This window comes from Stenotrophomonas sp. 85239_Sma, from assembly GCF_056481725.1.
The window spans coordinates 669,446-696,088 of record NZ_CM151163.1; the positions used below are offsets into that span (position 1 = coordinate 669,446).

General features: G+C 67.2%; 20 protein-coding genes and 1 other RNA gene. 13 read left to right on the top strand and 8 right to left on the bottom strand.

Going from position 1 to position 26,643, the window contains the following annotated elements; all coding sequences use genetic code 11:
* Positions 1-127 precede the first annotated feature (127 nt).
* Together ACYKG1_RS03005 and ACYKG1_RS03010 are read right to left on the bottom strand one after the other, a co-directional pair.
* On the bottom strand, positions 128-538 hold the full coding sequence (locus tag ACYKG1_RS03005; protein WP_478471817.1) for a hypothetical protein: 411 nt from the start codon (positions 536-538) through the stop codon (positions 128-130).
* A gap of 498 nt (positions 539-1,036) precedes the next feature.
* Positions 1,037-3,463, bottom strand: coding sequence for an autotransporter family protein (locus tag ACYKG1_RS03010; RefSeq protein WP_478471819.1), 2,427 nt, complete (start codon positions 3,461-3,463; stop codon positions 1,037-1,039).
* 330 nt (positions 3,464-3,793) lie between these two features.
* Between ACYKG1_RS03010 and ACYKG1_RS03015 the strand changes: the two genes are divergently transcribed.
* Positions 3,794-7,033: an autotransporter family protein gene (locus tag ACYKG1_RS03015; protein ID WP_478471820.1), complete on the top strand. Its 3,240-nt coding sequence runs from the start codon at positions 3,794-3,796 to the stop codon at positions 7,031-7,033.
* Between the two features lie 164 nt (positions 7,034-7,197).
* Complete coding sequence (locus ACYKG1_RS03020) at positions 7,198-9,219, top strand: acyltransferase family protein (RefSeq protein ID WP_478471821.1); 2,022 nt, start codon at positions 7,198-7,200, stop codon at positions 9,217-9,219.
* A gap of 23 nt (positions 9,220-9,242) precedes the next feature.
* Here the strand turns inward: ACYKG1_RS03020 and ACYKG1_RS03025 are convergent, their stop codons facing one another.
* The 4 genes from ACYKG1_RS03025 to ACYKG1_RS03040 are packed head-to-tail and all read right to left on the bottom strand — an operon-like array spanning position 9,243 to position 13,362.
* The gene (locus ACYKG1_RS03025; RefSeq protein ID WP_478471822.1) at positions 9,243-10,628 is read right to left on the bottom strand and encodes an FAD-binding oxidoreductase; all 1,386 of its coding nucleotides are present in this window, start codon (positions 10,626-10,628) and stop codon (positions 9,243-9,245) included.
* Positions 10,625-11,233 (bottom strand): metal-dependent hydrolase, encoded by a 609-nt coding sequence (locus ACYKG1_RS03030; protein WP_100471278.1) that lies wholly within the window; start codon positions 11,231-11,233, stop codon positions 10,625-10,627. The genes ACYKG1_RS03025 and ACYKG1_RS03030 overlap by 4 nt, the downstream gene beginning before the upstream one ends.
* Before the next feature lie 49 nt (positions 11,234-11,282).
* The gene (locus ACYKG1_RS03035; RefSeq protein WP_262083340.1) at positions 11,283-11,651 is read right to left on the bottom strand and encodes a YraN family protein; all 369 of its coding nucleotides are present in this window, start codon (positions 11,649-11,651) and stop codon (positions 11,283-11,285) included.
* Positions 11,641-13,362: a penicillin-binding protein activator gene (locus ACYKG1_RS03040; protein ID WP_100471280.1), complete on the bottom strand. Its 1,722-nt coding sequence runs from the start codon at positions 13,360-13,362 to the stop codon at positions 11,641-11,643. The genes ACYKG1_RS03035 and ACYKG1_RS03040 overlap by 11 nt, the downstream gene beginning before the upstream one ends.
* Before the next feature lie 81 nt (positions 13,363-13,443).
* Between ACYKG1_RS03040 and rsmI the strand changes: the two genes are divergently transcribed.
* Together rsmI and rnpB are read left to right on the top strand one after the other, a co-directional pair.
* The gene (rsmI, locus tag ACYKG1_RS03045; RefSeq protein WP_478471823.1) at positions 13,444-14,262 is read left to right on the top strand and encodes a 16S rRNA (cytidine(1402)-2'-O)-methyltransferase; all 819 of its coding nucleotides are present in this window, start codon (positions 13,444-13,446) and stop codon (positions 14,260-14,262) included.
* Positions 14,263-14,417: 155 nt separating this feature from the next.
* An RNA gene (gene rnpB, locus ACYKG1_RS03050) (RNase P RNA component class A) lies at positions 14,418-14,769 on the top strand.
* 88 nt (positions 14,770-14,857) lie between these two features.
* Here rnpB and ACYKG1_RS03055 read toward each other — a convergent pair.
* On the bottom strand, positions 14,858-15,337 hold the full coding sequence (locus tag ACYKG1_RS03055) for a DM13 domain-containing protein (protein WP_100471282.1): 480 nt from the start codon (positions 15,335-15,337) through the stop codon (positions 14,858-14,860).
* 247 nt (positions 15,338-15,584) lie between these two features.
* Positions 15,585-16,361 carry an NRDE family protein gene (locus ACYKG1_RS03060; protein ID WP_478471824.1) on the bottom strand — a complete coding sequence of 259 codons (777 nt, stop codon included), beginning with the start codon at positions 16,359-16,361 and terminating at the stop codon, positions 15,585-15,587.
* A gap of 324 nt (positions 16,362-16,685) precedes the next feature.
* Here ACYKG1_RS03060 and mraZ point away from each other — a divergent pair, with 324 nt between their 5' ends.
* Genes mraZ through murG form a run of 9 tightly spaced genes read left to right on the top strand, consistent with a single transcriptional unit; the run spans position 16,686 to position 26,605 of the window.
* Positions 16,686-17,132 carry a division/cell wall cluster transcriptional repressor MraZ gene (mraZ, locus tag ACYKG1_RS03065; RefSeq protein WP_004143635.1) on the top strand — a complete coding sequence of 149 codons (447 nt, stop codon included), beginning with the start codon at positions 16,686-16,688 and terminating at the stop codon, positions 17,130-17,132.
* 14 nt (positions 17,133-17,146) lie between these two features.
* Positions 17,147-18,115, top strand: a complete 969-nt coding sequence (gene rsmH, locus ACYKG1_RS03070; protein ID WP_262083337.1) for a 16S rRNA (cytosine(1402)-N(4))-methyltransferase RsmH — start codon at positions 17,147-17,149, stop codon at positions 18,113-18,115.
* The gene (gene ftsL, locus ACYKG1_RS03075; RefSeq protein WP_005415286.1) at positions 18,112-18,375 is read left to right on the top strand and encodes a cell division protein FtsL; all 264 of its coding nucleotides are present in this window, start codon (positions 18,112-18,114) and stop codon (positions 18,373-18,375) included. Before rsmH ends, ftsL begins: the two co-directional genes overlap by 4 nt.
* Positions 18,372-20,216, top strand: coding sequence for a peptidoglycan D,D-transpeptidase FtsI family protein (locus tag ACYKG1_RS03080; RefSeq protein WP_100471285.1), 1,845 nt, complete (start codon positions 18,372-18,374; stop codon positions 20,214-20,216). Before ftsL ends, ACYKG1_RS03080 begins: the two co-directional genes overlap by 4 nt.
* Entirely contained in the window at positions 20,213-21,721 is a 1,509-nt protein-coding gene (locus ACYKG1_RS03085; protein WP_100471286.1) for a UDP-N-acetylmuramoyl-L-alanyl-D-glutamate--2,6-diaminopimelate ligase, read from the top strand. The genes ACYKG1_RS03080 and ACYKG1_RS03085 overlap by 4 nt, the downstream gene beginning before the upstream one ends.
* Complete coding sequence (locus ACYKG1_RS03090) at positions 21,718-23,112, top strand: UDP-N-acetylmuramoyl-tripeptide--D-alanyl-D-alanine ligase (RefSeq protein ID WP_478471827.1); 1,395 nt, start codon at positions 21,718-21,720, stop codon at positions 23,110-23,112. Before ACYKG1_RS03085 ends, ACYKG1_RS03090 begins: the two co-directional genes overlap by 4 nt.
* On the top strand, positions 23,102-24,187 hold the full coding sequence (mraY, locus tag ACYKG1_RS03095) for a phospho-N-acetylmuramoyl-pentapeptide-transferase (RefSeq protein ID WP_100471288.1): 1,086 nt from the start codon (positions 23,102-23,104) through the stop codon (positions 24,185-24,187). The genes ACYKG1_RS03090 and mraY overlap by 11 nt, the downstream gene beginning before the upstream one ends.
* 1 nt (position 24,188) lies before the next feature.
* The gene (ftsW, locus tag ACYKG1_RS03100; protein ID WP_478471829.1) at positions 24,189-25,520 is read left to right on the top strand and encodes a putative lipid II flippase FtsW; all 1,332 of its coding nucleotides are present in this window, start codon (positions 24,189-24,191) and stop codon (positions 25,518-25,520) included.
* A complete protein-coding gene (gene murG / locus ACYKG1_RS03105; RefSeq protein ID WP_478471831.1) occupies positions 25,517-26,605 on the top strand; it encodes an undecaprenyldiphospho-muramoylpentapeptide beta-N-acetylglucosaminyltransferase in 1,089 nt (362 codons plus the stop codon). The genes ftsW and murG overlap by 4 nt, the downstream gene beginning before the upstream one ends.
* Positions 26,606-26,643 lie beyond the last annotated feature (38 nt).

The window sequence follows — 26,643 nt, forward strand, 5'->3', positions numbered from 1 at the left end:
GCGCATCGGGATCGTTTTGGTGGGGGCCAACCTTGGTTGGCACGGATGTGTCCGGATGTCCCTGCCAATGCCGTGTCGACCAAGGTCGACACCTACCGAAGCGCACGCGCATCGGCATCGCCCGGCGTTACGCCGCGCGCAACTGCACGTCCACATACTCGGCCAGCCCACGGCAGGCCAGCAGCAGGCCCTCGCGCGCACCATCGCCCATCTGCTGGTCGATATCACCGTCCACACGCACGCGTTCGGTGGCGTGCAGCAGTTCCAGCAGGAAACTCAGCCCCGCATTGGCGCGGTCGATACGCGCCAATGCCAGGCGCTGCCCGGGTGTGTGGTTGTTGCCCGGCCACGGCTGGCCATCGGCCGCATCGCCCTGGCGGATGTACTGCAGGCAGGCCTGCAGAGTGATGGCCCCGGCGCTGTTGCCGGTCTGCAGCGATACGAACGTGTCTTCCAGTGTGCGCGCCAGGTCATCCGGCAGGCGCGTGGCAGCGTCGCCCAGGGTGGCGAACAGGTGCGGGTAGGGGGAGGCGGTCATGGCGGCGTCCTTGTGCAAGTGGCAAGGGGCCACCCCGCTTAACAGCGAGGGTGGCGGACGGTGCATGGTTCCAATACCGGTAGTAACACTGCGAAACGCCGGCGGGCACGGGGCCCCCACGCACCGCCCGCCATAGATGCGCGGACAGAATGCCTGCCGACGCCACCCAACAAGGAAAGGGTGACGCCGGCAGACAAGCGTAAACAACAGTGTTACTGATCGGGATTGGAAGCCCGTGCCACCCGTTGTCGGTGGCGCTACATGATTTGCATGAAGCGCCAATGCTGCCAATGAGAATTGTTGGAAACTTCGAAAGTGTTGGAATTTCGTGGCTGGCAGGCAGCAGATGGCAATGCCTGCCGAATGCGACATTCTCTGTAGCGTCGAGCCATGCTCGACCGTTGTCGGTCGTCGCCGGGAAAACCCAGTCGAGCATGGCTCGACGCTACAGAACGCAGAACGGCGCCGGATCTCTCCGGCGCCGTTCTTTCAACTACTTCACCACGTGTACGCGACGCTCAGATTGGCAGTGGCTTCGCGATACCCATGGTCACCGCGGATCACACCAAAACCACCCCAGGCACTCAGCCCGGAACGGAAGTCCACGCGCGCACCGGCATTCAATTCGTAGCGGTTGCGCGGCACGCTGGCCTTCAGCGCTTCATCATCGAACGCCATGCCGTTGCTGGCACCATCGCGGTACCAGTTGGCCACCACATACGGGCTGACCGAGGCACCGGCTGCACTGCGGCCTTCGCCCTGCAGGCGCAGGCCCATGCGGCCGGACAGGCCGCTGTCGCCCAGGCTGCGCACCACGGTGCCATTGGTTTCCTGGTGGCGGTCGGTGTTGGCGTCGGCGTAGACCAGCTGCAGTTCCGGCTGCAGGCTCAGCGCGGTGCTGCCGATCTGGCCGATACCAAAGCGATAGCCAGCTTCCAGCGACGACTGCCAGATGCCCGAGTCGTAGCGTTCCTCGGCCAGGCCTTCGCCCTGCACGCGGTTACGGAACTGGCCGCGTTGCACGCTGGCATCCACATACAGTGCATCGTTGCTCCAGTTGCCGTACACGCCCAGCGCGCCGCCGTTGACCTTGCCGCGTGCGCTGTAGCCGGTCAGCTGCGAACGCGAAGTGGCATCGGACTTGGCCAGCGTACCCATCACGCCCACGCGGCCCTGGCCGTTGTCGAACACGCCGATGTCCGCACCCAGTTGCAGGCGCGAGCGATCCACGCGCAGGTCCAGCTGGTCTTCCACCGCAGACAACTTGCTCTGCGTGGCATCCACACGGGCCCAACCACGCACGCCATCAACGGCGGAGGTGCTGCCTTGGCGGTCGCGCCAGCCGTGGCGCAGCAGCTGGTCCATCGCGAACTGGTTGGCCAGGTAGGCGCCGGCTTCCGGGCGCAGCACCGGGGTGGGCTCGATCGGATCGATGGGATCAACCGGGTCCACCGGATCAATCGGCGTGCACTCCGGCAGCGTGGGATCCACCACGCACGGGTCCGGCGCACCGGCCAGTTCCGAGCGCAGGTACCAGCCGCCATTGTTTGCATCCTTGAACAGGAAATACTCGTACTGCCCGCCCACCGCGCGGCCCCGCAGGTCGAACTGCGCGTTCGATGCACCGCCCACGCGGATCAGTTCGATGCCCTTGTCGGTCTTCGCACCGGCACCGCCAGCGTTGAGCACGCGCACGTTGGCCTGGCCGTTCGAATCGCCCTTGATGATCAGCTTGTCGGTGGCCGAGCTGTCGTCGCCCAGCTGGGTGTTGAACAGCAGGGTGCCGCCGGCGCCGTCGAAGGTATCCACGTTGAGCGTGTTGAACGTGCTGCCATTGCCCAGCGCCACGGTGCCGGTGTTGCCCAGCGCCAGGTGGCCGACGTTGCTGTCGCCGGTCATCAGCCAGGTGCTGTCGCTGTCGATGCTGGCCGAGGTGACGTTGAGGAAGCGGCCATCGATCTGTGCCTTGTTGCGCAGGAAGACATTGACCTGTGCGGTGGGGGCGCTGGTGGGGTCGGAGGTAACGTTGCCGGCCAGCCGGGCGTTGTCCACATTGAAGTTGACGTCGGTGCGTGTATTGGCCACGCCGTTGTCGCGGCCAACGAGCAGCAGGTTGCCGTCGCCGCCGGACAGCTGTGCACCATTGGCGACGGTGATGTCGTAGGTGGTGTCCGACGCAGGGTTGACACGGATGGCCGCGCCACGGCCGGCTTCCAAGGTGGAGTTGTCCACGTTGAGGCGGATGCGACCTGTGCCATTGGCCGCGCCCCGGAGTACAGCACCCACGTTGGCGGCCGTAATTCTGGAGCCATTGACGATATCCAGTTCACCCATCATCAGGTGTGCACCGATTCCGCTGCTGAGCGCGCTTGTCGGGGACGACATGTCCGGTGCATCTTCAACGTAGATGCGGGTGGAGTCGATTCGTGCAGAGGGTGAGGCACTGCCGACCAAGTTGTATGAAAGACCGATGCCGACCGAGCGCTTTTCGGTTGGAAGCAGTCCGGCCGTGGTTACGGAAATGGTGGTGCCGACCAGATCTGCGGTCGCTGCGGGGCCATTGAGCGTGATGCCGCCGCCGATGAATTCGGTGTTGCGGGCCTTTAGCGATGCTTGCTCATGTAGTTCAACGGCCTCCTGCGAGCCATTGTTGGTGCCGGTGCGGGTTACCCGCGCCCCATCGAGTACGACCGTAGAGGAATCATGTACCTCGATGTCGTTGGCCTGTCCGCCATTGACGGTGAGTTGGGACCCATTCTTCAGCGTCCAGGCTTCAACCGGGTCACCGGCCTTCACCTCGGCAGACTGATTGTCCAGATCGCCGGCCAGCGCGGGGCCGGCGGCAAGCGTGGCCAGTGCCAGCAGCAGCCCCCGTGCCAGCGGGCGCAGCGCGGGGGGCGTAATGGTGGAGAGGGAACGGCTCATAGGAGTGGTCCTTTGCTGGGGAAATCGGTAGTAACGACATCGACCCTGCCTTGCTGGCCCCTGTTCAGCCTGGTGACGTATATGCCAGATTTCGGTGAAGACGGGGTGATCATGAGGGCTTCTGCGAAGTCGTGTGTCTCGATTGGCCTGCAGTTTCCGCCAGCGGCTCTGTCCGTCCCATGCAACTAGTTGCAAAGCTTGCTTGACCCTGCGCGTGGTTCATCCATCAGTTACGACTGCGACCGCAGGTCGCACCCTGTCTGCAAGAGATTCGATATCTGCCTGGACGCAGCACGTGGAGCATGTGCCGCAGTTATCAGGAGATACACCATGCATGCATCCCTTCCACCGCGCCGTGCACTGCCCATTGCGCTGTCCATGCTGCTCTTTCCGGCGCAGCCTGCGCTTGCGCAGCAGGTTGTGGCCGATGGCGATGACCAGACCCCGGCTGCAGGGGATTACACCACCACCGATCCGGTGGAGCCGGGCAACCCTGCGGGCTACGCCTTCCATGCACTCAACGGTGGCACGATCGTGCCTGCGGGCGAGGTGAATCTGCGCACCGAGGGCATGCGCGCCGCAGCTGTGCGCGTGGAGGGAGCCAGCAGCCTCGTTGCATTGACCGGTGGCAGCATCATCACCACCGGCTACGGTGCTGCCGGTGTTTCGATTGCAGGTGGCGGCGCCGCAACGTTGACCGGTACGCGTATTGAAACCGAGGGCCAGGCCAGTTTTGGTATCGGCATTGAAGGCGGAACGCTGGAGGCCAGCAATGTCCACATCATTACCCGCGGTGGGCTCGGGCACGGGGTGTCGGTGCGCGGCGGCGATGTGCAGCTTCGCGACAGCGTGGTCGAAACGCACAACCAGGCCAATGGCTTGTTCGTCAACGATGGCAGTGCACTGATCGAGCGGGTGCGCTTTGAACAGAACACCTCTGGCAGCGCGGTGACGCTGGAGTATGGCGGCAACGCGCGGGCGACCCTGCGCAATGTGCAGATCAATGGAACCGGTGCCGGTGCATCGGGCGTTTCCAGTGGCCTGGGCAGTCAGCTGCTGCTGGAGAATGTGGATGTCAACCTGACCCACGAGCGCGCAGGCGCGGGCCTGTATGTGGGTGGCGATGTTGAGTTCCGGGGCGGCCGTATCCACACGGCGGGTGCCAACGGAAGCGTCATCAGCTTCGCCACGGGTGGTGGTGGATCGCTGCTGCTGGATGGCGTGGTGATGGACGGAACCTGGGGCATCGGGCTTCGCAAAGGATCGTATCTGGACATGCGCAACAGCCAGCTCGAGGCCGAGAAGAGCGGTATCGATCTTGGTCTTGCGGATGGTGAGGCCAGGGTCGAGAACTCAAGCATCACCGTGCGCAATGGCGTGGGCGTGTCGGTGCAGGGGAACAGCAAGGCGACCGTGCACGCATCAGCGATCACTACCGGTGGCGACCACAATCCCGCCGTCGCCGTGTACCAGGGTGACGCCACACTGAGCGAGACCCGGCTGCATACCACGGGCATGAATGCCCATGCGCTGCATACTTTTGGAAACGACATCACCACGCCGGCCATCTCAGCTTGGAACGTCGATGTGCTGACCGAGGGTGAGAGTGCTTATGGTGCCACCGCGCGCAAAGGTGGCAGCGTCCACCTGGTGGACAGCGTCCTGCGCACGCGAGGGCAGAAAGCCCACGGTGTGCTGGCAGATGGACGGGGCGAGTTGACCCTGGCAAATAGTCACGTGATCACTGAAGGTGAAGGTGCCTGGGCAGCGGCGATCATTGACGGTGGCAGACTGCAGATAAACGGGGGAAGCCTGGTCAGCGAGAAGCATGGCGGGGTCTGGTTGCGCAGCAGTCGCGATGCGGGCCTGACACTGTCCAACGGCGCGCTGGTTTCCGGCGGCAACGGCATCGCGCTGGCGTTGGATGCGGCGGTGGCCGGGCGTTTCGACGTGCTGCTGGAGGGGCGCTCGCAGATGGTGGGTGACATCGTCATCACTCCGGAGGACGAGGATGCGGGGCTGGTGCCGCTGTCCGACGTGCATGTGCGCCTGGCCGATGGTTCGCTGTGGCAGGGTTCGTCGGGTCTGGTGCAGACGATGGCAATTGAAAGCGGCAGCCAATGGACTTTGACCGGTGACGCCAGTGTGGGCGAACTGCAGGTACTCAACAGCGGCGTGGCGCTGTCAGACGGCAGTGGTCGCTTCAACACGCTCACCGTGGACGGTGACCTGCACAGCGAGGGGGCGACGTTCCTGTTCCAGGGCGCACTGGGTGGCGATGACAGCGCCGTTGATCGCCTGCACGTACGCGGTGATACCTCCGGTGATGCGCTGGTGGCAGTGAAGAACATCGGTGGCGTGGGCGCACCGACGGTGGATGGCATCCCGCTGATCGAAGTTGAAGGTGCATCGCTGGCGAGCTACGCGCTGAGCGGACGCGCGGTGGGAGGATCGTACGAGTACTTCCTGTTCCAGGGCGGGTTGGCCGATCCCGCCGATGGCAACTGGTATCTGCGTTCGCAGTGGTTCGACGTCTGCAAGGATGATCCGGCAGCGCCGGGATGCGCGGTCGACCCGGGCCCGGGCCCAGACCCGGGCGAAGGCGGTGAAGGTGGTCCGCTTGATCCGGGGAATCCGGTCACGCCGCCGCCGGTGCTGCGCCCGGAAGCGGGTGCGTACCTGGCCAACCAGTCGGCGGCCATCAACATGTTCTCCCATCGTCTGAACGATCGAGGCAGGGCGGCAATGCCGGGTGGCGAGCGCCAAGCCTGGGCGCGTGTGGGCCGCAGCAATGCCGACTTCAATGCTGTGGGTGGCCAGTTGTCGATCGATGGCAATACGTCGCTGCTGCAGATCGGCAGCGATGTGCTGCGGTCGGGCAATGCCGTGTTCGGTGTGATGCTGGGCACGGGTCGTGCTGATAGCAGGGCAGCGTCCGATCTGACCGGCTACAGTGCCACCGGCCGCGTGCGTGGTAGCGCCGTGGGTGTATACGGCACCTGGTTGCAGGATGGCGATGGCACGCAGGGTGCGTACATTGATGCGAACCTGCAGCATGGCCGTTTCGACAACCGCGTGCAGGGCATCGGCTTGGAGCCGGAGCACTACGACTCGCGCATGGCCAGCGCGTCGCTGGAGACCGGCTATACCTTCAACGCGTGGCAGGGCACCGCCAGCGTGTTGTACGTGCAGCCGCAGCTGCAGCTGAACTACGTCGACTTCAGCGCCGATCGTCATGTGGAAGCCAACGGTACGGTGATCGACCATGCCGATGCCGGTGGCCTGAGCGGTCGTGCGGGCGTGCGCGTGTTCGGCCATGGCACTGCAGCGGGCAACACCGTGCAGCCGTACCTGGGCGTGAACTGGTTGCGTGCCAGCGGCACCAGCACGTTGCAGTTCAACGGTGACACGCTGGGTGCGGACGTACCGCGCAACCGCTATGAAGTACTGGCCGGTGCCGAGGTGAAGCTGGGCCAGCGCTGGGGTGCGTGGGGCGGCATGAGCGTGCAGCGCGGTGACCACGGCTACCGCAACGTGGGTGGCCAGCTGGGCCTGCGCATGGCCTGGTAAGCGGACGTGCAGCGGGGTCGGATCCCATTGCCACGGCAATGGGCTCTGACCCCAGCCGCCCGGCGCGCGGGCTTCTGTAGAGTCGAGCATGGCTCGGCACTACAACCGCGTTGAGCGGGGACTGGACCTGAACGATGTCCATGTCTGTCGCGATTGTCCATTGAATGACTGCGCCAACGCTGGCGATGCTGCCGTATTGCCTGCTGCCGGTCGCTTGCATGTCCCCTCCCGAACGTTCCCACAACGCCGCCATCGATGGCCTGCGCGCACTGGCGGTGCTGGCCGTCGTCCTCTTCCACACCAACGCGGCGTGGCTGCCCGGTGGCTTCACCGGCGTCGACCTGTTCTTCGTGGTGTCTGGCTTCGTGATCAGCCAGTCGCTGGCCTCGCGCACCCATGCGTCGCTGGGCGCGCTGCTGCTCGACTTCTATCGCCGCCGCGTGCTGCGCCTGTTGCCGGCATTGCTGGTGATGTTGATGGCCACCTTCGTGCTGTCGGCGCTGTTCATTCCCCGCGCGTGGCGCAACGAGCAGTTCGACCAGACCGGCTGGGCCGCGCTGGTCGGCTTCAGCAACATCGTGCTGGCCGGCCAGCAGGACGACTACTTCTCGCCCGGCGCGGAACTCAACCCGTTCCTGCACACGTGGACGCTGGGCGCGGAGGAACAGTTCTATCTGGTCTTCCCGCTGCTGTTCTTCGTCTGGCTGCGTGGGCGTGAGCGCTGGCCGTGGTCGCGTTGGCTGTTGCCGGTGCTCACCGTGCTTTCGCTGGCGTGGGCGGCCTGGCAGGCAAAGACGGCGCCGGCGGCGGCGTTCTATCTTTTGCCCGCTCGGTTCTGGGAGTTGGCTGCAGGCGCACTGCTGTACCAGTGGATGCGTACGCGCGTGCCCGCCCAGCGGGGGGACGCGGTTGCAGGTGCCGGCCTGGTGTTGCTGGTCGCAGGCGTGATGATCGCGCCCCAGCTGGCGATGCCGGTGCCGGGTGTACTGGCCACCGTGGCCGGCACGTTGATGCTGTTGGCGAGCGTGTCGTCGCCGGGTACATCGCGCGTCGGCCGCGCCTTGGGGTGCATGCCGCTGGCGTATCTCGGACGGCTGTCCTATTCGTTGTACCTGTGGCATTGGCCGCTGCTGGTGCTGCTGCGTTGGACCTACGGCCTGCACGGCGCTGCGCTGTGGCTGTATCCGGTACTGCTGCTGGCGGTATCCGCTGCGTCCTACCACTTCATCGAGCGTCCGCTGCGCAGCGCCGTACCTCTGCTGCGTTTGGCACCGGCCAAGGTGCTGGCGATGGCGTTGCCGGTGGTGGCGCTGTGCGGCGCTGGCGCCTGGGCCACGGTGGAGTACCACGAGCAGGTCTCGCTGAGCGTCACCCGCGACGGCTATGCGTGGCAGGCGCGTCGCTACCCCGCGTGGCGCCCGCTTGAGCCGGTGAGTGCACCGGCATTGGAGGGGCGGCGCCTGTTCGTGGTGGGCGATTCACACGCGGCGGCCTACCGCACCATGACCAGCATGGTCGCGCGGCAGACCGGCATGGAGGTACACCAGCAGGATCGCGGTGGCTGCAGCTTCGTCAACCTGCAGCGGGCCAGCCCGGCCGATTGCCAGGGCTTCATCGAAGAGGCGCTGTCGACCATCGAGAACGAGGCACGCCCCGGTGACATCGTGCTGCTGGCGGCACTGCGCATGCCGGAGCTGCGTGGCTTCGACTGGCAGCAGCAGGACGCACAGCAGATCTATCAACAACTACTGGGCGAGCGCACGCCGGCCCATGCGCAGGCGGCGGGCGATGAGGCCGATCGTGTTCTTGGGCGTTTGCAGAAGCTGGGTGTACACGTGGTGGTGGATGCACCGCTGCCGTTGTTCAAAGCCGGGGCCTATCGCTGCTCGGACTGGTTCAACCGCCGTAACCCCGCGTGTGCCGGTGGCCTGAGCATGCCGCGCGCTGACCTGGACAGGCTGCGCGCGCCACAGATGGCATTGCTGGCCGAGCTGGCAGCGCGCTATCCCGCGTTGACGGTGTGGGACCCGTTGCCGCTGCTGTGCGGGCCGCAGACCTGTTCGGCGGTGGAAGAGGGTGAACCGCTGTTCTTCGACAATGATCATCTGAGCGGGCACGGCAACCGCGTGCTGCTGCCAAGCTTCCGCCAGACCCTGATCGATATCGTGGGCGGCAAGCCCCTGTAGCGCCGGGCCATGCCCGGCGGTGGTTACGCCGGCGGCAGCACTTTGCCCGGATTGAGGATGCCATCCGGGTCCAGTGCGGCCTTGATCGCGCGCATTGTCGCCAGCGTTTCCGCGGTGAACGCCTGCGCCATGAAATCGCGCTTGGCCAGGCCAATGCCGTGTTCGCCGGACAGCGTGCCACCCAGTGCCAGCGTCAGTTCGAAGATCTTCGGCAGCGCGGCATGCGCGCGTGCGTTCTCGTCGGCATCGTCGGGGTGATAGAGGATGTTGACGTGCAGGTTGCCGTTGCCGGCATGGCCGAAGGTGACGATGGTCAGCGTGTAGTCGCGTGCCAACGCCTGTACGCCGGCCACCAGTTCCGGAATGCGCGACACCGGCACCACCACGTCTTCGTTGATCTTGCCCGGCGCAACGCTGCGCAGCGCGGGCGACAGCGCCTTGCGCGCCGCCCACAACTGGTCACGTGCGCGACCTTCCATTGCGACGTCCAGTTCGATCATGCCGTCACCCTCGGCAGCGCTGGCCAGTGCCTGCAGCAGGTAGGGCAGGGTGTCGTGGTCACCATCGGCCTCGACCAGCAGCATCGCACCGGCCTCGGGCACGTCGGCACCGTTCAGCCGCAGCAGCTCCAGGCTGCGCGCGTCCATGAACTCCAGGCGGGTAGGCACCACCGGCTGCGCCATCAATCGCGATACCGCCGCAGCGGCGGCATCGGCATCGCGGTACAGCACGCGCAGGCCGGCCTGGCTGACCGGCAACGGGGTCAGCTTCAGCGTGGCTTCCACGATCAGTGCCAGCGTCCCTTCGCTGCCCACCAGCAGATGCGTGAGGTCGTAGCCAGTGGCGTCCTTGGTGTAGGCACCGCCGCAGCGGATCACGTCGCCGGTGCCGGTCACCGCCACCAGGCCCAGTACGTTGTCGCGGCTGGTGCCGTACTTCACCGCGCGCGGGCCACCGGCATTGCAGGCGAGGTTGCCTCCGATGCTGCAGATCTCGGCGCTGGAAGGGTCCGGTGCCCAGAACAGGCCATGCGGCGCCAGTGCCTGCTGCAGGGTGCCGTTGAGCACACCCGGCTGCACGACCGCGCAACGGTCACCGGCGCGGATCTCGACGATGCGGTCCATGCGGGTGAACAACAGCACGATGCTGCCCGGTTGTGGGACGGCGGCGCCGGTGGTGCCGGTACCGGCACCACGCGCGACCAGCGCGACGCCGTGTGCGCGGCAGGCACGCACCAGTGCCTGTACCTGTTCGATGTCGGCCGGCAGCGCTACGGCCGCCGGCCGCTGGTGGCGCCATGAGTTGTCCTGCGCGTTGGCCTCCAGCGCGCTGTCATCCATGCGCCAGCCCTCCGCGCCCAGCAGGGCGGACAGTTCGGCAACCAGTGGGGCGGGCAGGGCAGGACTCATGACGGATCTCGTGGGGCAGCAGGCGCGGGTTGGATCAGTTTCCAGGCGACGACGGCGGTAGCCAGCGGCAGCCACACCCAGCGCAGTTCAGAGAGCAGGGTGGCCACGCCGCGTGCGCTGAAGAACTGCGGCGCGAACGGTGAAACGCGGATGGGTCGCCACGGCGCGAAGAAGCGGTGTTCGCTCCACGGCCAGGCCAGGGCGACACCGAGGCCGCCGGAGGTCATCGCATCGAGCAGCGGATGGCTGGCGGCACAGACGAAGACGAACACTGCTGCTTGTACGGTTGATGCCACCGTTGGCCGCGCCCTGGTAGGTGCCAACCTTGGCTGGCTCAATGGCGCCGACCAAGGTCGGCCTCTACCAAGGCTCAGCAATAACGCCGCCAATACGGCCAGCGCGCAGGCAAACAGCAACGAATGACTGGCGCCGCGATGGCCAAACGCATCGGCATAGGGAATGTGCAGGGCAAAGGCCAGCACATCGGCATCGGGCAGCATCGCTGCAATCACGCCGGCCGCCAGCAGGCGCGGTGGGATGCGGCCACGATCAGCGGCGCACCACAGCGCCAGCGGCACAGCGGCATGGGTGATGATCGAAGGCATCAGTCATGGACCATGGTAGTGCCGGCCGCTGGCCGGCAAAGGGGACCCATCAGCAATCATCCAGCCGGAATGCGTCACGCAGCCACCGCAGCTGTGGCGGATCTCCGGTGGCATCGACCACATCGAAACGGCACGGCGCATTGGCCAGCGTGGGGTTGTCCTGCAGGAAGAGTTGGGCGGCATGGGCCAGGCGCCGGCATTTGCGCGCATCCACCGACGCGGCGCCGCCACCGAAATCGGAGCGCGCGCGATAGCGCACTTCCACGAACACCACGGTGCCGGCATCGTCCATCACCAGGTCCAGTTCACCGCCGCGATAACGCACGTTGCGCGCACGCGGCTGCAGTCCCGCCTGTTGCAGATGCTGCTCGGCGGCGGCTTCCACCGCCGAGCCGCGTTGGCTGCGCTCAGCGACCACCGACGATCGGCATCGGCCGGCCGCCATTGAAGGTCGACCATGCCGGCTGGCGCAGGATGTTGCCGTTGCTGTCCAGGAACAGGGTGCCGGTGGCACCGTCCAGGCCGCCTTCGTTGGACAGCTTGTCCAGGTAGGCGGTGATCTTCCAGGCGTCGGCACCGAAGGCGAACAGGCGGCCGGCCGCACCGCGTGCGCTCGGCAGGGTGCTGGCCACCTGGCTGGCCGAGGGCAGGCCGGACACGCTGCGTACGTTCCAGGCTTCATTCGGGTAGACGATGCCGTCCAGGGCCACGTCTTCTTCGACCTTGCCGCTGCCGACGGTCAGCTGCGAGGTGCCGACGCGGGTGGCGCCGCCGGCACCGGCCAGCGCCAGCTGCGGCGCCAGCAGGCGGGCCTGCGGCGCACGCACGGCAAGGAATACCGCATCGACCTGGCCGGCATTGCGCACCTGCGCGCCGACATCGCCAACGGCATCGCTGACGTTGAAGGTACCCACGACCTGGCCACCGCGTTGTGCGAAGCGCTGCGCGAAGGCGGCGGCGGAACGGCGGCCAGTGTCGTCGTTGCTGCTGATCACCAGTGCGCGGCTGCGCTCGCGTCCACGCAGGTACTCGGCGGCGACGATGCCGTCGTCTTCCGGCGCCAGTGAGAAACCGGCGCTGCCGGCCGGCGGTGCGTCCTTGCCGCGGTTCAGGGCCAGCACCGGCACCTGCAGCTGCTGGCGGCCGTACACGGCGTCCACTTCGTCGCGGCCCAGCGGCCCCACCACGAAGTCGGCGCCGGAGGCGACGGCCTTGTCGTAGGCGGCGAGGGCACCGGCCGCGGTGCCGGCGGTGTCGAAGAAGTTGATGTCCGGGCGGCGGCGGCTTTCACCGTAATAAGCGCTCAGCAGGCCATCGCGCACCGGCTGTGCGGCGGTGGCCAGGCGGCCGCTGAGCGGCAGCAGCACGGCCAGCTTGGCCGGCGGCCGGTAGCCGTCGCTCATCGCCGGCGGGCGCTTGCTGGTGTCGAACTGGGCCGCGCCATCGCGGTCGAACGGGCGCGGCAGCGGCAGGCCACGCGCGATCAGCGCACGACCGGCGAAGTTGTACAGCGGGTCGTTGGCCGGCAGCGCGGCGGCACGGCTGCGCAGGGTGGCGTCGTCGAGGGTGCCGAGCAGGCCGGCAATGGCGGCCTGGTTCTCGCTGCGTGCGCTGCCGGTCAGGCTGGCATGGGCGCGGGCGCGCTCGGTGGCGGCGCCGAAGGCATCGCCGGTGCCCTGCAGGGCCTGGGCGCGGGCCAGCAGCCAGCGGGTGCGCAGGCCGACCGCAACGCTGTCGGCATGATCCTTCAGCAGGGCCAGCGCCTGCGCCGGCTGCTTGTCGGCCAGGGCCAGCTCGGCACCTGTCAGCTGATAGCGCTGCAGGCTGGCGCCGGACAGCTGGCGTGCGGTGAGCTGGCCCAGCAGGCTGCGCGCGCGGGCACTGTCGCCGGCGAGGTGCCAGGCCCAGGCCGCGTCGGCCAGTGCGTTGCTGCGGGCGCCGCCGCGCAGGGTGGCGGCCAGGCCTTCCAGCTGCAGGGCGGCGTCGCGCGGCTTGCCCTGTTCGATCAGCGCCAGCGCCTGGCTCTGGGCCGGCGAATCGGGCGTGCTGGTCAGGCTGGTGGTGGCACAGCCGGCCAGCAGCATCAGCGACAACGACAGGGCGGAGATCCGTGCGGCGGGCTTGTTCATGATCGGGTCCATGCGATGAGGGCAGCGGCCTTGGCCGGGTACACGCTACGATTCTACCCTTGCCCCGTGAGTACCGCTGAAATGAGTGTCCCAACCCTGTACGTCGTCGCCACCCCGATCGGCAACCTGGCCGATCTGAGCCCGCGCGCGCAGGAGGTGCTGCGTTCGGTGGCGGCCATCTGTGCCGAGGACACCCGTCGCAGCGGCCAGCTGCTGTCCCATTTCGGCATCCAGCAGCCGCTGGTGGCCCTGCACGAACACAATGAAGAGGCCCTGGCGCAGCGCCTGGTTTCGCGCCTGCAGGCCGGCGAGTCGCTGGCACTGGTCAGCGATGCGGGCACCCCGCTGGTCAGCGATCCCGGTTTCCGCCTGGTGCGCGCCGCGCGTGCGGCGGGTATCAAGGTCAGCCCGGTTCCCGGCGCCTGCGCCGCCATCGCCGCACTGAGCGTGGCCGGCCTGCCCAGCGACCGTTTCAGTTTCGAAGGCTTCCTGCCGGCCAAGGCCAGCGGCCGCCGCGACCGGCTGCAGGCGCTGGCCGGCGAAGTGCGCACGATGGTGTTCTACGAATCCTCGCATCGCATTGCCGAATCGCTGGCCGACATGGCGGCGATCTTCGGTGGCGAGCGCCCGGCGGTGCTGGCCCGCGAGCTGACCAAGCTGTTCGAGACCGTGCTCGATGGCGACCTGGCCGGCTTGTTGGCCAGGGTCGAGGCCGACGACAACCAGCGCAAGGGCGAGTTCGTGGTGATGGTGCAGGGTGCTGGCGACGACGAGGAGGCGCTGCTGGCGCACGGCCGCCGTGTCTATGCCAAATTGAGCGAGCATCTGCCGCCGTCGACCGCCGCCAAGCTGGCCGCCGAGTTGACCGGCGCGCCGCGCAAGGCGTTGTACGGCAGTTGATGGATCGTGCGGACCAAGGTCCGCACCCACCAAAGCGGACTCCGCACCCACCAGAGCAGCGGAACCGGTAGATCCACGCCATGCGTGGATGGATGAACCGGACGCCGCGATCAGCACGGCAGGAAGGGCGTGCGTACGCTAGAATACGCGCTGGCGGAGCCGGCCAGACAGTCGCGTCATCCCTTCGGGGGTGCCGAGGAAAGTCCGGGCTCCATAGGGCAAGGTGCCAGGTAACGCCTGGGCGGCGCAAGCCGACGGAAAGTGCAACAGAAAGATACCGCCTACGTCTTCTTCGGAAGGCCGGTAAGGGTGAAATGGTGCGGTAAGAGCGCACCGCGAGTCTGGCAACAGACCGGCACGGCAAACCCCACCTGGAGCAAGACCAAATAGGGATCCTTTGGCGCGGCCCGCGTTGGATCCGGGTAGGTTGCTTGAGCGTTGCGGTGACGTAACGCCTAGAGGAATGACTGTCCACGACAGAACCCGGCTTATCGGCCGGCTCCGCCTCCTTCTTCTTCCACGCATGGCGTGGATCTACCGTGATTGTGGGGTCGGATCCCTTTCCGGAGGAAAGGAACCCGGCCCCATGCCCTGATCAGCCCGGCGTACGGTACTGCCCGGCGGAAATGAACTGCGAGAAGCGCTCGCACCACACCACCACCGTGGTGTAGTCGTCCACATCCACGTTCGCGGGCACCTCCACCAGGAAGCGATTGAAGGTCTTCACCTCGCCGATGCGCTGGGCCTGCGCCTTGATCTTCAGGAAGTCGGCCTTGTTGTCGACGAAACCGCGGGCCAGGTAGACCTTGTAGTCCGGGCCCGGACCCATCTTTCCGTCGAAGGCGACCTGGGTAGCGCTGACGCTGACCTTGCCTTCGGCCCAGTGCACCGCGTCGCTGCCTTTGAGATCGCGGCGGAAGGTGGTGCGGTAGGTGGCGTCTTTCATGGCGGCCTGCACCTGCGCGACCGGCGGGTCATCGGGGGCGATCAGGATGGGCAGGAGGTAAACGCCCAGGCCGAAGCCAAGGCCGAAGGTGAGCAGGTGGGTGGCGAGCAGGATCAGGATGCGGCGCATGGGGCCTCCGTGTGGTGGTGGTCGATCGCGCGGCGTGGTGCCGGGCGCGACCACCCTGGGAGGTCAGGGCCGACATTTATAGACACAGTGCCGAATGCGAAAAGGGCACAGTGGTCGGACCGCGATGCTGGAGCCCCTGCGGCGCGGGCGGATCACCGTCGCGGTTGGAACCTGAATGACGTTTCAGGCATGTTGCGATGACGAATGCCGCCGCGTGGATCGCGACAACGTGGCCGGCACTACGGGGTCAGAAAATGACGCGGCTCTGTCCGTTGGGTGCACCCTGCGGCCCGAAGCGGCGTTCGTGGATCTCGCCGTGGCCGTCGGCGTCGATCAGCAGCACGGTGCTGGCGCGGGTGCCGTAATCGTCGCCGCGGATGAAGGCCGGGCTGAGCCAGCGCTCGCGCTCCAGGCCGATGCCGGTGTCGGGCAGGTCGCTGTCGGCGGGGCGGTGTTCGTCGGCGAGGGCGTTCCAGAGTGGGGTCAGATCCCTTTCCCCTTGGGAAAGGGATCTGACCCCGTCTTCCTGCAGCCAGGCCGACAGCGCGGCCATCAACCGCCGGGTCTTCGGCCACGGTGCGTCCAGCGCACCATTGGACATGCCGTGCACGCCCGGGCCGAGGGTCTGCCGCTCGGCGGGATGGTTGCCCAGGTACTCCAGGCTGTCGCTATCGGCCAGCAACAGATTGAACGGGGCGTAGGCGCCAGCCACGGTCGCCAAGCGGTCGATATGCACGGCGGCCGGGTCACGGCCGCGCAGGAAGTCGGCCACCAGCGCGCCCCGCGACGGGCCGGTCTGGGCAGCCAGCGGGTCGCGGACGTTGGTGACCACCGCCATCCGGCCCGAGGCGCCGACCCCGGCCCAGCCACCGCCGGAGCGCAGATCGCGTCCGCCGATGACGGAGGTCTCATCCTGCCAGGGGGCCAGCGCCGCCGTCGGGCGGGCGTGGAACTCATCACGGTTGCCGGTCATCACCAGCCGCCAGCGCGGATGGTGCATCCAGCCAAGAGCGAGCAGGCACATGCCTTCATTGTGCACCGTTTGCGCAGTCCGGCGCCGTTTCTGGCCCGTTCCGGATGAATGCGCGGCCGATGTTTCACGCCCCGTCCACGCCCCTGAACTTCCGTTCAATCTCAAAAATTGAGACGGATCAGCAACTTGTGGATAAGCCTTGAACAATTCTCTAAAGGTTGTTGCAAGCCATTGATGCGGCTGGCGATTTCCCTGCGGAAAAGTTGTTGACAACCCTTGGGCCGCTGCTAAGGTGGGCATCAGAGGGAAATCCGGGTGTTTTGTGGGTTTTCGTGGTTCAATGTTTCACCGGGCGAAGGACAAGGTGCAGGCGTCGTGTTCCAGGGCGAGACGGCCATCACAGTTGACGACAAAGGGCGCATGGCGGTTCCCACCGCTTATCGCGACCTCGTCGCGCGCGCCAGCAACAACCGTCTCGTGTTGACCTACAACCCGTTCGAAGCCGGCTGCCTGTGGCTGTACGCAGAGTCGGAATGGGAGCGGGTCCGCGACGATGTGATGTCCAAGCCCAACACCCAGCGCGTCGTGCGCCTGTTGCAGCAGAAGCTGGTCGGCTCGGCCGCCCATCTGGAGCTGGACGGCAACGGTCGCATCAGCATCCCCGCCAGCCACCGCGGTGCGGTGGGCATTGAAAAGAAGGCGGTATTGCTCGGTATGGGCGACAAGTTCGAATTGTGGAGCGAGCAGGCGCATCGGGCCCTGATCCAGCAGACGTTGTCTGACGAGGATCTGGGTGATGGGTTGCTCGACCTGAAGTTGTGAGCCGGGGTGCCCGGATGCGCCCAGAAGCGCAGGCCGGTCACCTTCCGGTGTCGCAGTCGCCGGCGGTGCATCTGCCGGTCCTGTACACCCAGGTCCTTGAAGGCCTGAGGGTGATCGAAAACGGACGTTATCTGGATGGCACGTTCGGTCGTGGCGGTCATGCACGTGGCGTGCTTACCCAGCTCGGTCCCGAGGGGCGCCTGCTGGTCATGGACAAGGATCCGGAAGCCATCGCCGTTGCCGAGCGCGATTTCGCGCCGGACCCGCGCGTGTCCATCTTCCGTGGCAGCTTCGCCCAGCTGCTGCAGTGGGATGCGACGGCTGAAGGCCTGGACGGCGTGCTGTTCGACCTCGGCGTGTCCTCGCCGCAGCTGGATGTGGCCGAACGTGGCTTCAGCTTCGGCAAGGACGGCCCGCTGGACATGCGCATGGATCCGGACAGTGGTGAAAGTGCCGCGCAGTGGATCAACCGCGTTGAAGAGCGCGAGATCGCCGATGTGCTGTGGACCTACGGCGAAGAGCGGCAGAGCCGGCGCATCGCCCGCGCCATCGTGGCCCGCCGCGAGAAGCAGCCGTTCTCGCGTACCGCCGAGCTGGCCGAGCTGATCGCCTCGGTGATGCCGCGTGGCAAAGACAAGATCCACCCCGCCACGCGCAGCTTCCAGGCCATCCGCATCCACATCAACCGCGAGCTGGCCGATCTGGAAGCCGGGCTGGATGCGGCGGTGGAGCGGCTCAAGCCCGGTGGCCGCCTGGCGATCATCAGCTTCCACTCGCTGGAAGATCGCATCGTCAAGCAGTACATGAACCGCCTGGCCAAGGCGCCGCCGGCCAACCGCCGCCTGCCCGAGGCGGCGGTGTTCGTGCCGACCCTGCATCTGATCGGCGGGGCCATCAAGGCCACCGACGAAGAACTGGCGGCCAACCCGCGTGCCCGCAGCGCCGTGCTGCGCGTGGCACAGAAGCGGGAGGCCGACGCATGAGCCGGCTGCTGCTGATCATCCTGCTGGCCTGCACCGTGGCCTCGGCGATCGGCGTCGTGTTCGTGCGTCACCGCCATCGGCAGACGTTCATCGAGCTCTCGCGCGCTGAACGCAAGCGCGATGACATCAATCTCGAATTCGGCCGCCTGCAGCTGGAACAGGCGACCCTGGCCGAAGCCAACCGCGTGGACCGCATCGCCCGCGAGAAGCTGGGCATGAAGTTCCCCGAGGCCGCCGACATCGTGGTGGTGCGGCCATGAGCAAGACCGGCCGCAACCGCCCGCGCAATGCCTTCAACCTGCGCCAGCGCCTGCGCTGGGTGGCGCTGGCGCTCGGCCTGTGCTCGGTGTCGCTGGTTGGCCGTGCGGCTTACGTGCAGATCATCAACAGCGATTTCTACCAGCGCCAGGGCGAGGCCCGTTACCTGCGCGAGCTGCCGATCAAGACCTCGCGCGGCATGATCACCGACCGCAACGGCGAGCCGCTGGCGGTGTCCACGCCGGTCGCCTCGATCTGGGTCAACCCGCAGGACCTGCTGCGTTCGCCCGAGCGCATCCCGGAGCTGGCCCAGGCGGTCGGCATGTCGGTGGATGAGCTGAGCAGCCGCCTGTCGCAGAAGTCGGACAAGGAATTCATGTACCTGCGCCGCCGGATCAATCCGGACGAGGCAGAGAAGGTGGTCGCGCTGAAGATTCCGGGCGTGGCCGCGCAGCGCGAGTTCCGCCGCTTCTACCCGCAGGGCGAAGCGATGGCACACGTGCTGGGCTTCACCAACATCGACGACCGCGGCCAGGAGGGCCTGGAACTGGCGTTCGACGAATGGCTGCGCGGCAAGGCCGGTGCCAAGCGGGTGATCCGCAACCGCAAGGGCGAGACGGTCGAGAGCGATCTGCTGCGCGCCGCCGAACCGGGCAAGGACCTGACCCTCAGCATCGATCGCCGCATCCAGTACCTGGCCTTCAAGGAACTGCGCAACGCGCTGGTGGCCAACAAGGCAGCCGGCGGTTCGATGGTGATCATGGACGTGACCACCGGCGAGATCCTGGCCATGGTCAACCTGCCGACCTACAACCCGAATTCGCTGACCGGCGCGCTCCCCGATACGCGCCGAAACCGTGCGGTGACCGACCTGGTCGAGCCGGGTTCGACGATGAAGCCGCTGACCATCGCCACCGCGCTGCAGGCCGGTGCGGTGACCAAGGACACCATCATCGACACCAACCCGGGTTACATGACCCTGGGGCGTTTCACCATCCGCGACGTGCCGCGCAACAACGGTGTGCTGAACGTGACCGGCGTGATCACCCGCAGCTCGAACGTGGGTGCAGCCAAGGTCGCGGCGAAGATGCCGGACCAGACCTTCTATGACGGCGTGCGCCGCTTCGGCTATGGCTCGGCGCCGCACAGCGGCTTCCCGGGTGAATCGGCCGGTGTGGTGATGCGTCCGGCACGCTGGTCGGGCACCACCAAGACCACGATGTCCTATGGCTACGGCCTGTCGGTCACGCCGCTGCAGATCGCCACGGCGTACTCGGCGCTGGCCAACGGCGGCAAGTTGATCGCGCCGACCTTCGTCAAGGGCCAGCGCAACGAAGGCCAGCAGATCATCGACGAGAACGTCGCCCGGCAGGTGGTGGCGATGATGGAAACGGTGGTCACCCAGGGCGGCGCCAAGCAGGCGGCGGTGCTGGGTTACCGCGTGGCCGGCAAGACCGGCACCGCGCGCAAGGCCGGCCCGGGCGGCTATGAGCGCGGCCATTACAACGCGCTGTTCGCCGGCGTGGTGCCGGCCACCAACCCGCGTTTCGCCACCGTCATCGTCATCAATGACCCGCAGGCCGGCAAGTTCTACGGCGGCCTGGTGTCGGCCCCGGTTTACCACAACGTGATGGAAGGCACCCTGCGCCTGATGGACGTGCCGCTGGACGACCTGCAGTCGTGGCTGGCCGCACAGCAGTCGGGCAAGGTCGGCCATTCGGCCTCGATCCTGCCGGCGCCGCCGGCCGAGACCGCGCTGCCGGTCGATGCCGCTGCCGAATTCGATGCTGCGCTGCCGAGCGCGCAAGCCCAGACGCCGCCCGCTACGGGAGGCACGCAATGAGTCCTTCGATGTTGCTTTCGCAGTTGCTTCCGGACGTGGCCCTGGCGGGCCATGACCCCGTTCTGACCGGCCTGGTGCTGGACAGCCGTGCCGTGCGCCCCGGCAATGCCTTCGTTGCCATCGCCGGTTTTGGCGCGCATGGCCTGGGCTTTGTCGAGCAGGCGCGCGCCGCGGGGGCCAGTGCCATCCTGTTCGAACCGCCGGCACCTGCCGAGCTGCCGGCACCGGCCGATGCGATCGCCGTGCCGGGGCTGCGCGCGCGCATGGGCGCGATGGCCGACCAGTTCCATGGCGCACCGTCGCGGGCGATGGCGATGGTGGGCGTGACCGGCACCAACGGCAAGACCTCCACCGTGCAGCTGCTGGCCCAGGCCTGGCACCTGCTCGGAACGCCCAGTGGCAGTATCGGCACGTTGGGCGCCGGACTTTATGGCTCGGTCGAACCGACCGGCTTCACCACGCCGCTGGTGCTGCAGATGCATGCGCTGCTGGCGCAGCTGCGCGACGCCGGTGCGCGCGCGGTGGCAATGGAAGTCAGCTCGCACGCGCTGGACCAGGGCCGCGTGGATGCCGTGCACTACGACGTGGCGGTGTTCACCAACCTCACCCGCGACCATCTGGATTACCACGGTGACATGGCCAGCTACGGCGCGGCCAAGGCGCGGCTGTTCCATCGTCCGGGCCTGAAAGCTGCCGTGATCAATCTTGACGACGCGTTCGGTCGCCAGCTGTTCGCCGGCCTGCCGGCGGGCGTGCAGCCGATCGGCCTGAGCTCGCGCGGTGCCAGCGACGCCAGCGTGCGCGCCGAGGCGCTGCAGCTGGACGGCCGTGGCATTGCCTTCGAGCTGGTCATCGACGGCCAGCGCACGGCGGTGCAGTCGCCGCTGCTGGGCCGCTTCAACGTGGACAACCTGTTGGCGGTGGCCGGAACCCTGCATGCGCAGGGCCAGCCGCTGCCGCGCATCGCCGAAGTGCTGTCGGCGCTGCAGCCGATCCGCGGCCGCATGAACCGCCTGGGCGGCGAAGACGGCCTGCCGACCGTGGTGGTCGATTACGCACATACCCCGGATGCGCTGGAACAGGCGCTGGACAGCCTGCAGGGCCACCTGCACGGCGCGCTGTTCTGCGTGTTCGGCTGCGGTGGCGAGCGCGATACCGGCAAGCGCCCGCAGATGGCGGCGATCGCCGAGCGCCTGGCCAACCAGGTCATCGTCACCGACGACAACCCGCGTGGCGAGGATGGCGACGTGATCGTGGCCGACATCCTGGCCGGCTTCCAGAACGCCGATGCCGTGACCGTGCAGCGCAGCCGCGCGCGTGCGATCGGCCTGGCGGTGAAGCGTGCCGGCGCCGGCGACATCATCCTGATCGCCGGCAAGGGCCACGAGCCGTACCAGGAAGTGAATGGCGTGCGCCATGACTTCGACGACACCGAAGTGGCCGCTGCCGCACTGGCTGCCAAGGCCGGTGTGCTGGCGGCCCAGGCCGGGGAGGGCATCGCATGAAGCGCACCCTGCTTTCGCTGATCGCGCACTGGGCCGGCGGCGAGATCCATGGCGATGACGTGGCCATCGATGCGGTCAGCAATGACACCCGCAACCTGGGCTCGGGCAGCCTGTATGTGGCGCTGCGCGGCGAGCGCTTCGACGGCCATGACTTCGCCGCCGACGCGCAGGCGCGCGGTGCCAGCGCGCTGCTGGTCGAACGCCTGCTGCCGATCGAACTGCCGCAGGTGCTGGTGGCCGACAGCGAACTGGCACTGGCGAAGATCGCCACCGGCATGCAGCGTGACCGCGGTACCGAGGTGTTCGCGGTCACCGGCAGCAATGGCAAGACCAGCGTGAAGAGCCTGCTGCTGTCGATCCTGCAGCAGGTGGCCCAGCAGGCGCACAGGGTGGTCTATGCCAACCCGGGCAACCGCAACAACGAGATCGGCCTGCCGCTGGCAGTGATCGATGCGCCGGAAGATGCCGACTACGCCGTCTACGAGATGGGTGCTGGCAAGCCGGGCGACATCGCCTACCTGACCGACATCGCCCGCCCGCGGTATGCACTGGTCAACAACATCGCTCCGGCGCACCTGGAACGCATGGGCAGCCTGCTCGGCGTGGCAGTGACCAAGGGCGCGATCTATGCCGCGCTGCCGGCCGATGGCGTTGCGGTGATCAATGCCGACGATGCCTATGGCCGCTGGTTCGAACAGCATTTCATCAGCACCCCGGCGCGCTGCCGCGTGCTGCGTTATGGCCTGGAACACTCGGCGGACGTGACCGCGCGCGATATCCGCGCCGGTGCGCAGGGCAGCCAGTTCACCCTGGTCACGCCTGCTGGCGAGACCCGCGTGGTGCTGGGCCTGCCGGGGCGCCACAACGTCAGCAACGCGCTGGCCGCTGCCAGCCTGGCGTTGGCCGCTGGTGTCGACCTGGCGCTGATTGCCGCTGGCCTGGCCGAAGCGCAGCCGGTGCCGGGTCGCCAGATTGCCCATCAGCTGCGCAACGGCGCGGTGCTGGTAGACGACAGCTACAACGCCAACCCCGGTTCGCTGGCGGCGGCCATCGATGCGCTGGCCGCTGCCCCGGAAGAGGGCTGGCTGGTGCTGGGCGACATGCGCGAGCTGGGCCCGGATGCCGAGGCGCTGCATGCGCAGGCCGGACTCCGCGCGCGCGCCGCTGGCCTGAAGCGCCTGTATGCGCTGGGTCCGCTCAGCGCCGCTGCTGCCGCCACCTTCGGTGACGGTGGTCGCCATTTCGCTACCCATGGTGCGCTGTCACAGGCGCTGCAGGATGAGTTGCACGCTGGTGTGCGCTGCCTGGTCAAGGGTTCCCGTGGCAGTGCCATGGACCTGATCGTCAAAGCGCTGCTGGCGCAAGGAGAGGAATCCCCGCATGTTGTATGAACTGGCTCGATGGTTGCAGCAGTTGGAGAGCCTGTTCGGGCTGTTCAACTACCAGACGTTCCGCGCCATCCTCGCCGCGCTGACGGCCCTGTTCCTGTCGCTGTGGCTCGGCCCGGCGATGATCCGCAAGCTTGCCCAGTTCAAGGGCGGCCAGCCGATCCGCAAGGACGGTCCGCAGACCCATTTCTCCAAGGCCGGCACGCCGACCATGGGTGGTTCGCTGATCCTGCTCACCATCACCCTGTCGGTGCTGATGTGGGCCGACCTGCGCAACCGCTACGTGTGGCTGGTGCTGGCGGTGATGCTGTGCTTCGGCGCCATCGGTTGGTATGACGACTGGATCAAGATCGTCCGCCGCGACCCGAACGGCCTGAAGTCGCGCTGGAAGTACCTGCTGCAGTCGATCTTCGGCCTGGCCGCGGGCCTGTTCCTGTTCTACACCGCCGACGTGCCGGCGGCGCTGACCTTCTACATCCCGATGTTCAAGTCGATTGCATTGCCGCTGGCCGGCATCGGCTTCGTGGCCATCGCCTACTTCTGGATCGTCGGCTTCTCCAACGCGGTGAACCTGACCGACGGCCTGGACGGCCTGGCGATCATGCCGACCGTGCTGGTGGCCTGCGCGCTGGGCGTGTTCGCCTACGCCTCGGGCAACGTGGTGTTCGCCAACTACCTGCAGATCCCGCAGATTCCGGGCGCCGGCGAGCTGGTCATCATCTGCGCGGCCATCGCCGGTGCGGGCCTGGGCTTCCTGTGGTTCAACACCTATCCGGCCATGGTGTTCATGGGCGACATCGGCGCGCTGGCGCTGGGCGCAGTACTGGGCACGATCGCGGTGATCACCCGCCAGGAGCTGGTGCTGGTGATCATGGGCGGCGTGTTCGTCGTCGAAACGCTGTCGGTGATGATCCAGGTCGCTTCGTTCAAGCTGACCGGCAAGCGCGTGTTCCGCATGGCGCCGATCCACCACCATTTCGAACTGAAGGGCTGGCCGGAGCCGCGCGTGATCGTGCGCTTCTGGATCATCTCCGTCGTGCTCGTGCTGATCGGCCTGGCCACGTTGAAGGTGCGCTGAGATGAACGACCTGTCCCGCCAGGCAACACGCCTTGAAGCCATCGAAGGCAGCTACGACAAGTGGCTGCTGGGCGCGATCATCGCGCTCACCGGTGTTGGCGTGGTGATGGTGGCGTCCAGCTCGATCGCACTGATGAGCAGCCCGTTCTACTACCTCAACCGCCACCTGATCTTCCTGGCGGTGGGCATCGTGCTGGCGGTCATTGCCGCCCGCACCGAGCTGAAGTCGATCGAGCACTACAACCAGATGCTGCTGCTGGGCTGCTTCGTGCTGCTGCTGGCGGTGTTCGCGCCGGGCCTGGGCAGCACGGTCAACGGTGCGCGCCGCTGGATCAACCTGGGCATTTCCAAGTTCCAGACGGTCGAAGCGGTGAAGGTGCTCTACATCGTCTGGCTGTCCAGCTACCTGGTGCGCTTCCGCGACGAGGTCAACGCGACCTGGCCGGCGATGCTCAAGCCACTGGGCGTGGCCGGTGCGCTGGTGGTGCTGCTGCTGCTGCAGCCGGACTTCGGTTCGTCGACCCTGCTGCTGGCGATCACCGCCGGCATGCTGGTGCTGGGTGGGGTGAACATGCCGCGCATGTCGATGCCGGTGATCATCGGCCTGGTCGGCATGAGCGCGCTGGCGATCATCGAGCCGTACCGCATGCGCCGCATCACCTCCTTCCTGGACCCGTGGGCCGACCAGCAGGGCGACGGCTACCAGCTGTCCAACGCGCTGATGGCGGTCGGCCGTGGTGAATGGACCGGCGTCGGCCTGGGCAACTCCGTGCAGAAGCTCTACTACCTGCCGGAAGCGCATACCGACTTCATTTTCTCGGTCACCGCCGAGGAGTTCGGCTTCCTGGGTACCTGCGTGATCGTGGCGCTGTACGCGCTGCTGGTCGGCCGCACCTTCTGGCTGGGCATGCGCTGCGTGGAAATGAAGCGCCACTTCTCCGGCTACATCGCGTTCGGCATCGGCCTGTGGATCAGCATGCAGACCTTCGTCTCGATCGGCGTGAACCTGGGCATCCTGCCGACCAAGGGCCTGACCCTGCCGCTGATCTCGTCCGGCGGTTCGTCGGTGCTGATGACCTGCGTGGCGATGGGCCTGCTGCTGCGCGTGTCGTATGAACTCAAGCGTGCCGAGCGCCGCCAGGCCGTGCGCATCGGTGGCGCCGAAGACGCCGCTGCCGGGCCGATGGACGAGCCCGGCGCTGCGGTGGGCGTCGGCGTGCCGAAGAGTGCCGAGCCTGCCGCATCCGCTTCCGCATCCGCTGCAGCGAACGCCGCACGTGGCACCAGCCGCCTGCAGTCACGCATCGAACCGACCTTCGGGAGGCTGTCATGAGCGCAGCCACCCATAGCGAGCGGCCGGTGATGATCCTGGCCGGTGGCACCGGCGGCCATATCTTCCCCGGCCTGGCTGTGGCACGTGTGCTGCGCCAGCGCGGCGTGCCGGTGACCTGGATGGGCGCCGCCGGCGCGATGGAAACCCGCCTGGTGCCGCAGCACGACATTGCCATCGATACGTTGGCCATCACCGGGCTGCGCGGCAAGGGCAAGCTGGCCCTGTTGGCCGCACCGTGGCGGCTGATGCGTGCGCTGCGGGCTGCGGGGATGATCATCCGCAAGCGCCAGCCGCGTGCGGTGGTCGCGTTTGGTGGCTTCGCCTCCGGCCCCGGTGGCATGGCCACGCGCCTGCATGGCCTGCCGCTGATCGTGCATGAGCAGAACCGTGCACCGGGCCTGACCAACCGTATCCTGTCGCGCTATGCGCGCCGCCTGCTGACCGGTTTCCCGGGCACCTTCGCCAAGCGCGAGGAGTTCGTCGGCAACCCGGTGCGTGCCGAGATCGCCGCCATCGCGCCGCCGGAACGCCGCTTCGCCGACCGTCACGGTCCGCTGCGCGTGCTGGTGGTGGGCGGCAGCCAGGGTGCACGTGCGCTCAACACCGGCGTGCCCCAGGCGATTGCCGCGCTGGGCACCGACGTGCCGGTGCAGGTGCGCCACCAGAGCGGCGAGAAAATGCATGCCGAAGCGGTCGAGGCTTACGCCAAGGCGGGTGTGCAGGCTGAAATCACGCCGTTCATCGCGGACATGGCCGCGGCCTTTGCCTGGGCCGACCTGGTCGTATGCCGCTCCGGCGCGTCCACGCTGGCCGAGCTGTGCGCGGCCGGTGTCGGCAGCGTGCTGGTGCCATTCCCCGCTGCCGTTGACGATCACCAGACCCGCAATGCGGAGTACCTGGTCGAGCGCGGCGCGGCGGTTTTGCTGAAGCAGGACGGAACGCTGGCCGACGGCATTGCCGCACTGCTGCGCGATCTGTCCGAAAATCCCGCCCGCCGCATGCAGATGGCGCAAGCCGCGCGTGCCCTGGCCAAGGTCGATGCCGCCGAGCGCATCGCCGATATCATTCTCGAGGAAGCTGTATGAAGAAGGCCTGCCACCGCGCCTGCCCTGCGCGAGGCCGC

Excerpts from the sequence above, each read along its gene's own strand:
- ACYKG1_RS03040 (WP_100471280.1), bottom strand. The coding sequence starts at position 13,362 with ATGAACAAGCCCGCCGCACGGATCTCCGCCCTGTCGTTGTCGCTGATG.
- ACYKG1_RS03030 (WP_100471278.1), bottom strand. The coding sequence starts at position 11,233 with ATGCCTTCGATCATCACCCATGCCGCTGTGCCGCTGGCGCTGTGGTGC.
- rsmI (WP_478471823.1), top strand. The coding sequence starts at position 13,444 with ATGAGTGTCCCAACCCTGTACGTCGTCGCCACCCCGATCGGCAACCTG.
- ACYKG1_RS03025 (WP_478471822.1), bottom strand. The coding sequence starts at position 10,628 with ATGAGTCCTGCCCTGCCCGCCCCACTGGTTGCCGAACTGTCCGCCCTG.
- ACYKG1_RS03020 (WP_478471821.1), top strand. The coding sequence starts at position 7,198 with ATGACTGCGCCAACGCTGGCGATGCTGCCGTATTGCCTGCTGCCGGTC.
- ACYKG1_RS03005 (WP_478471817.1), bottom strand. The coding sequence starts at position 538 with ATGACCGCCTCCCCCTACCCGCACCTGTTCGCCACCCTGGGCGACGCT.
- ACYKG1_RS03055 (WP_100471282.1), bottom strand. The coding sequence starts at position 15,337 with ATGCGCCGCATCCTGATCCTGCTCGCCACCCACCTGCTCACCTTCGGC.
- ACYKG1_RS03080 (WP_100471285.1), top strand. The coding sequence starts at position 18,372 with ATGAGCAAGACCGGCCGCAACCGCCCGCGCAATGCCTTCAACCTGCGC.
- ftsL (WP_005415286.1), top strand. The coding sequence starts at position 18,112 with ATGAGCCGGCTGCTGCTGATCATCCTGCTGGCCTGCACCGTGGCCTCG.
- rsmH (WP_262083337.1), top strand. The coding sequence starts at position 17,147 with ATGCGCCCAGAAGCGCAGGCCGGTCACCTTCCGGTGTCGCAGTCGCCG.
- ftsW (WP_478471829.1), top strand. The coding sequence starts at position 24,189 with ATGAACGACCTGTCCCGCCAGGCAACACGCCTTGAAGCCATCGAAGGC.
- murG (WP_478471831.1), top strand. The coding sequence starts at position 25,517 with ATGAGCGCAGCCACCCATAGCGAGCGGCCGGTGATGATCCTGGCCGGT.
- ACYKG1_RS03085 (WP_100471286.1), top strand. The coding sequence starts at position 20,213 with ATGAGTCCTTCGATGTTGCTTTCGCAGTTGCTTCCGGACGTGGCCCTG.
- ACYKG1_RS03060 (WP_478471824.1), bottom strand. The coding sequence starts at position 16,361 with ATGTGCCTGCTCGCTCTTGGCTGGATGCACCATCCGCGCTGGCGGCTG.
- ACYKG1_RS03015 (WP_478471820.1), top strand. The coding sequence starts at position 3,794 with ATGCATGCATCCCTTCCACCGCGCCGTGCACTGCCCATTGCGCTGTCC.
- mraY (WP_100471288.1), top strand. The coding sequence starts at position 23,102 with ATGTTGTATGAACTGGCTCGATGGTTGCAGCAGTTGGAGAGCCTGTTC.
- ACYKG1_RS03010 (WP_478471819.1), bottom strand. The coding sequence starts at position 3,463 with ATGAGCCGTTCCCTCTCCACCATTACGCCCCCCGCGCTGCGCCCGCTG.
- ACYKG1_RS03090 (WP_478471827.1), top strand. The coding sequence starts at position 21,718 with ATGAAGCGCACCCTGCTTTCGCTGATCGCGCACTGGGCCGGCGGCGAG.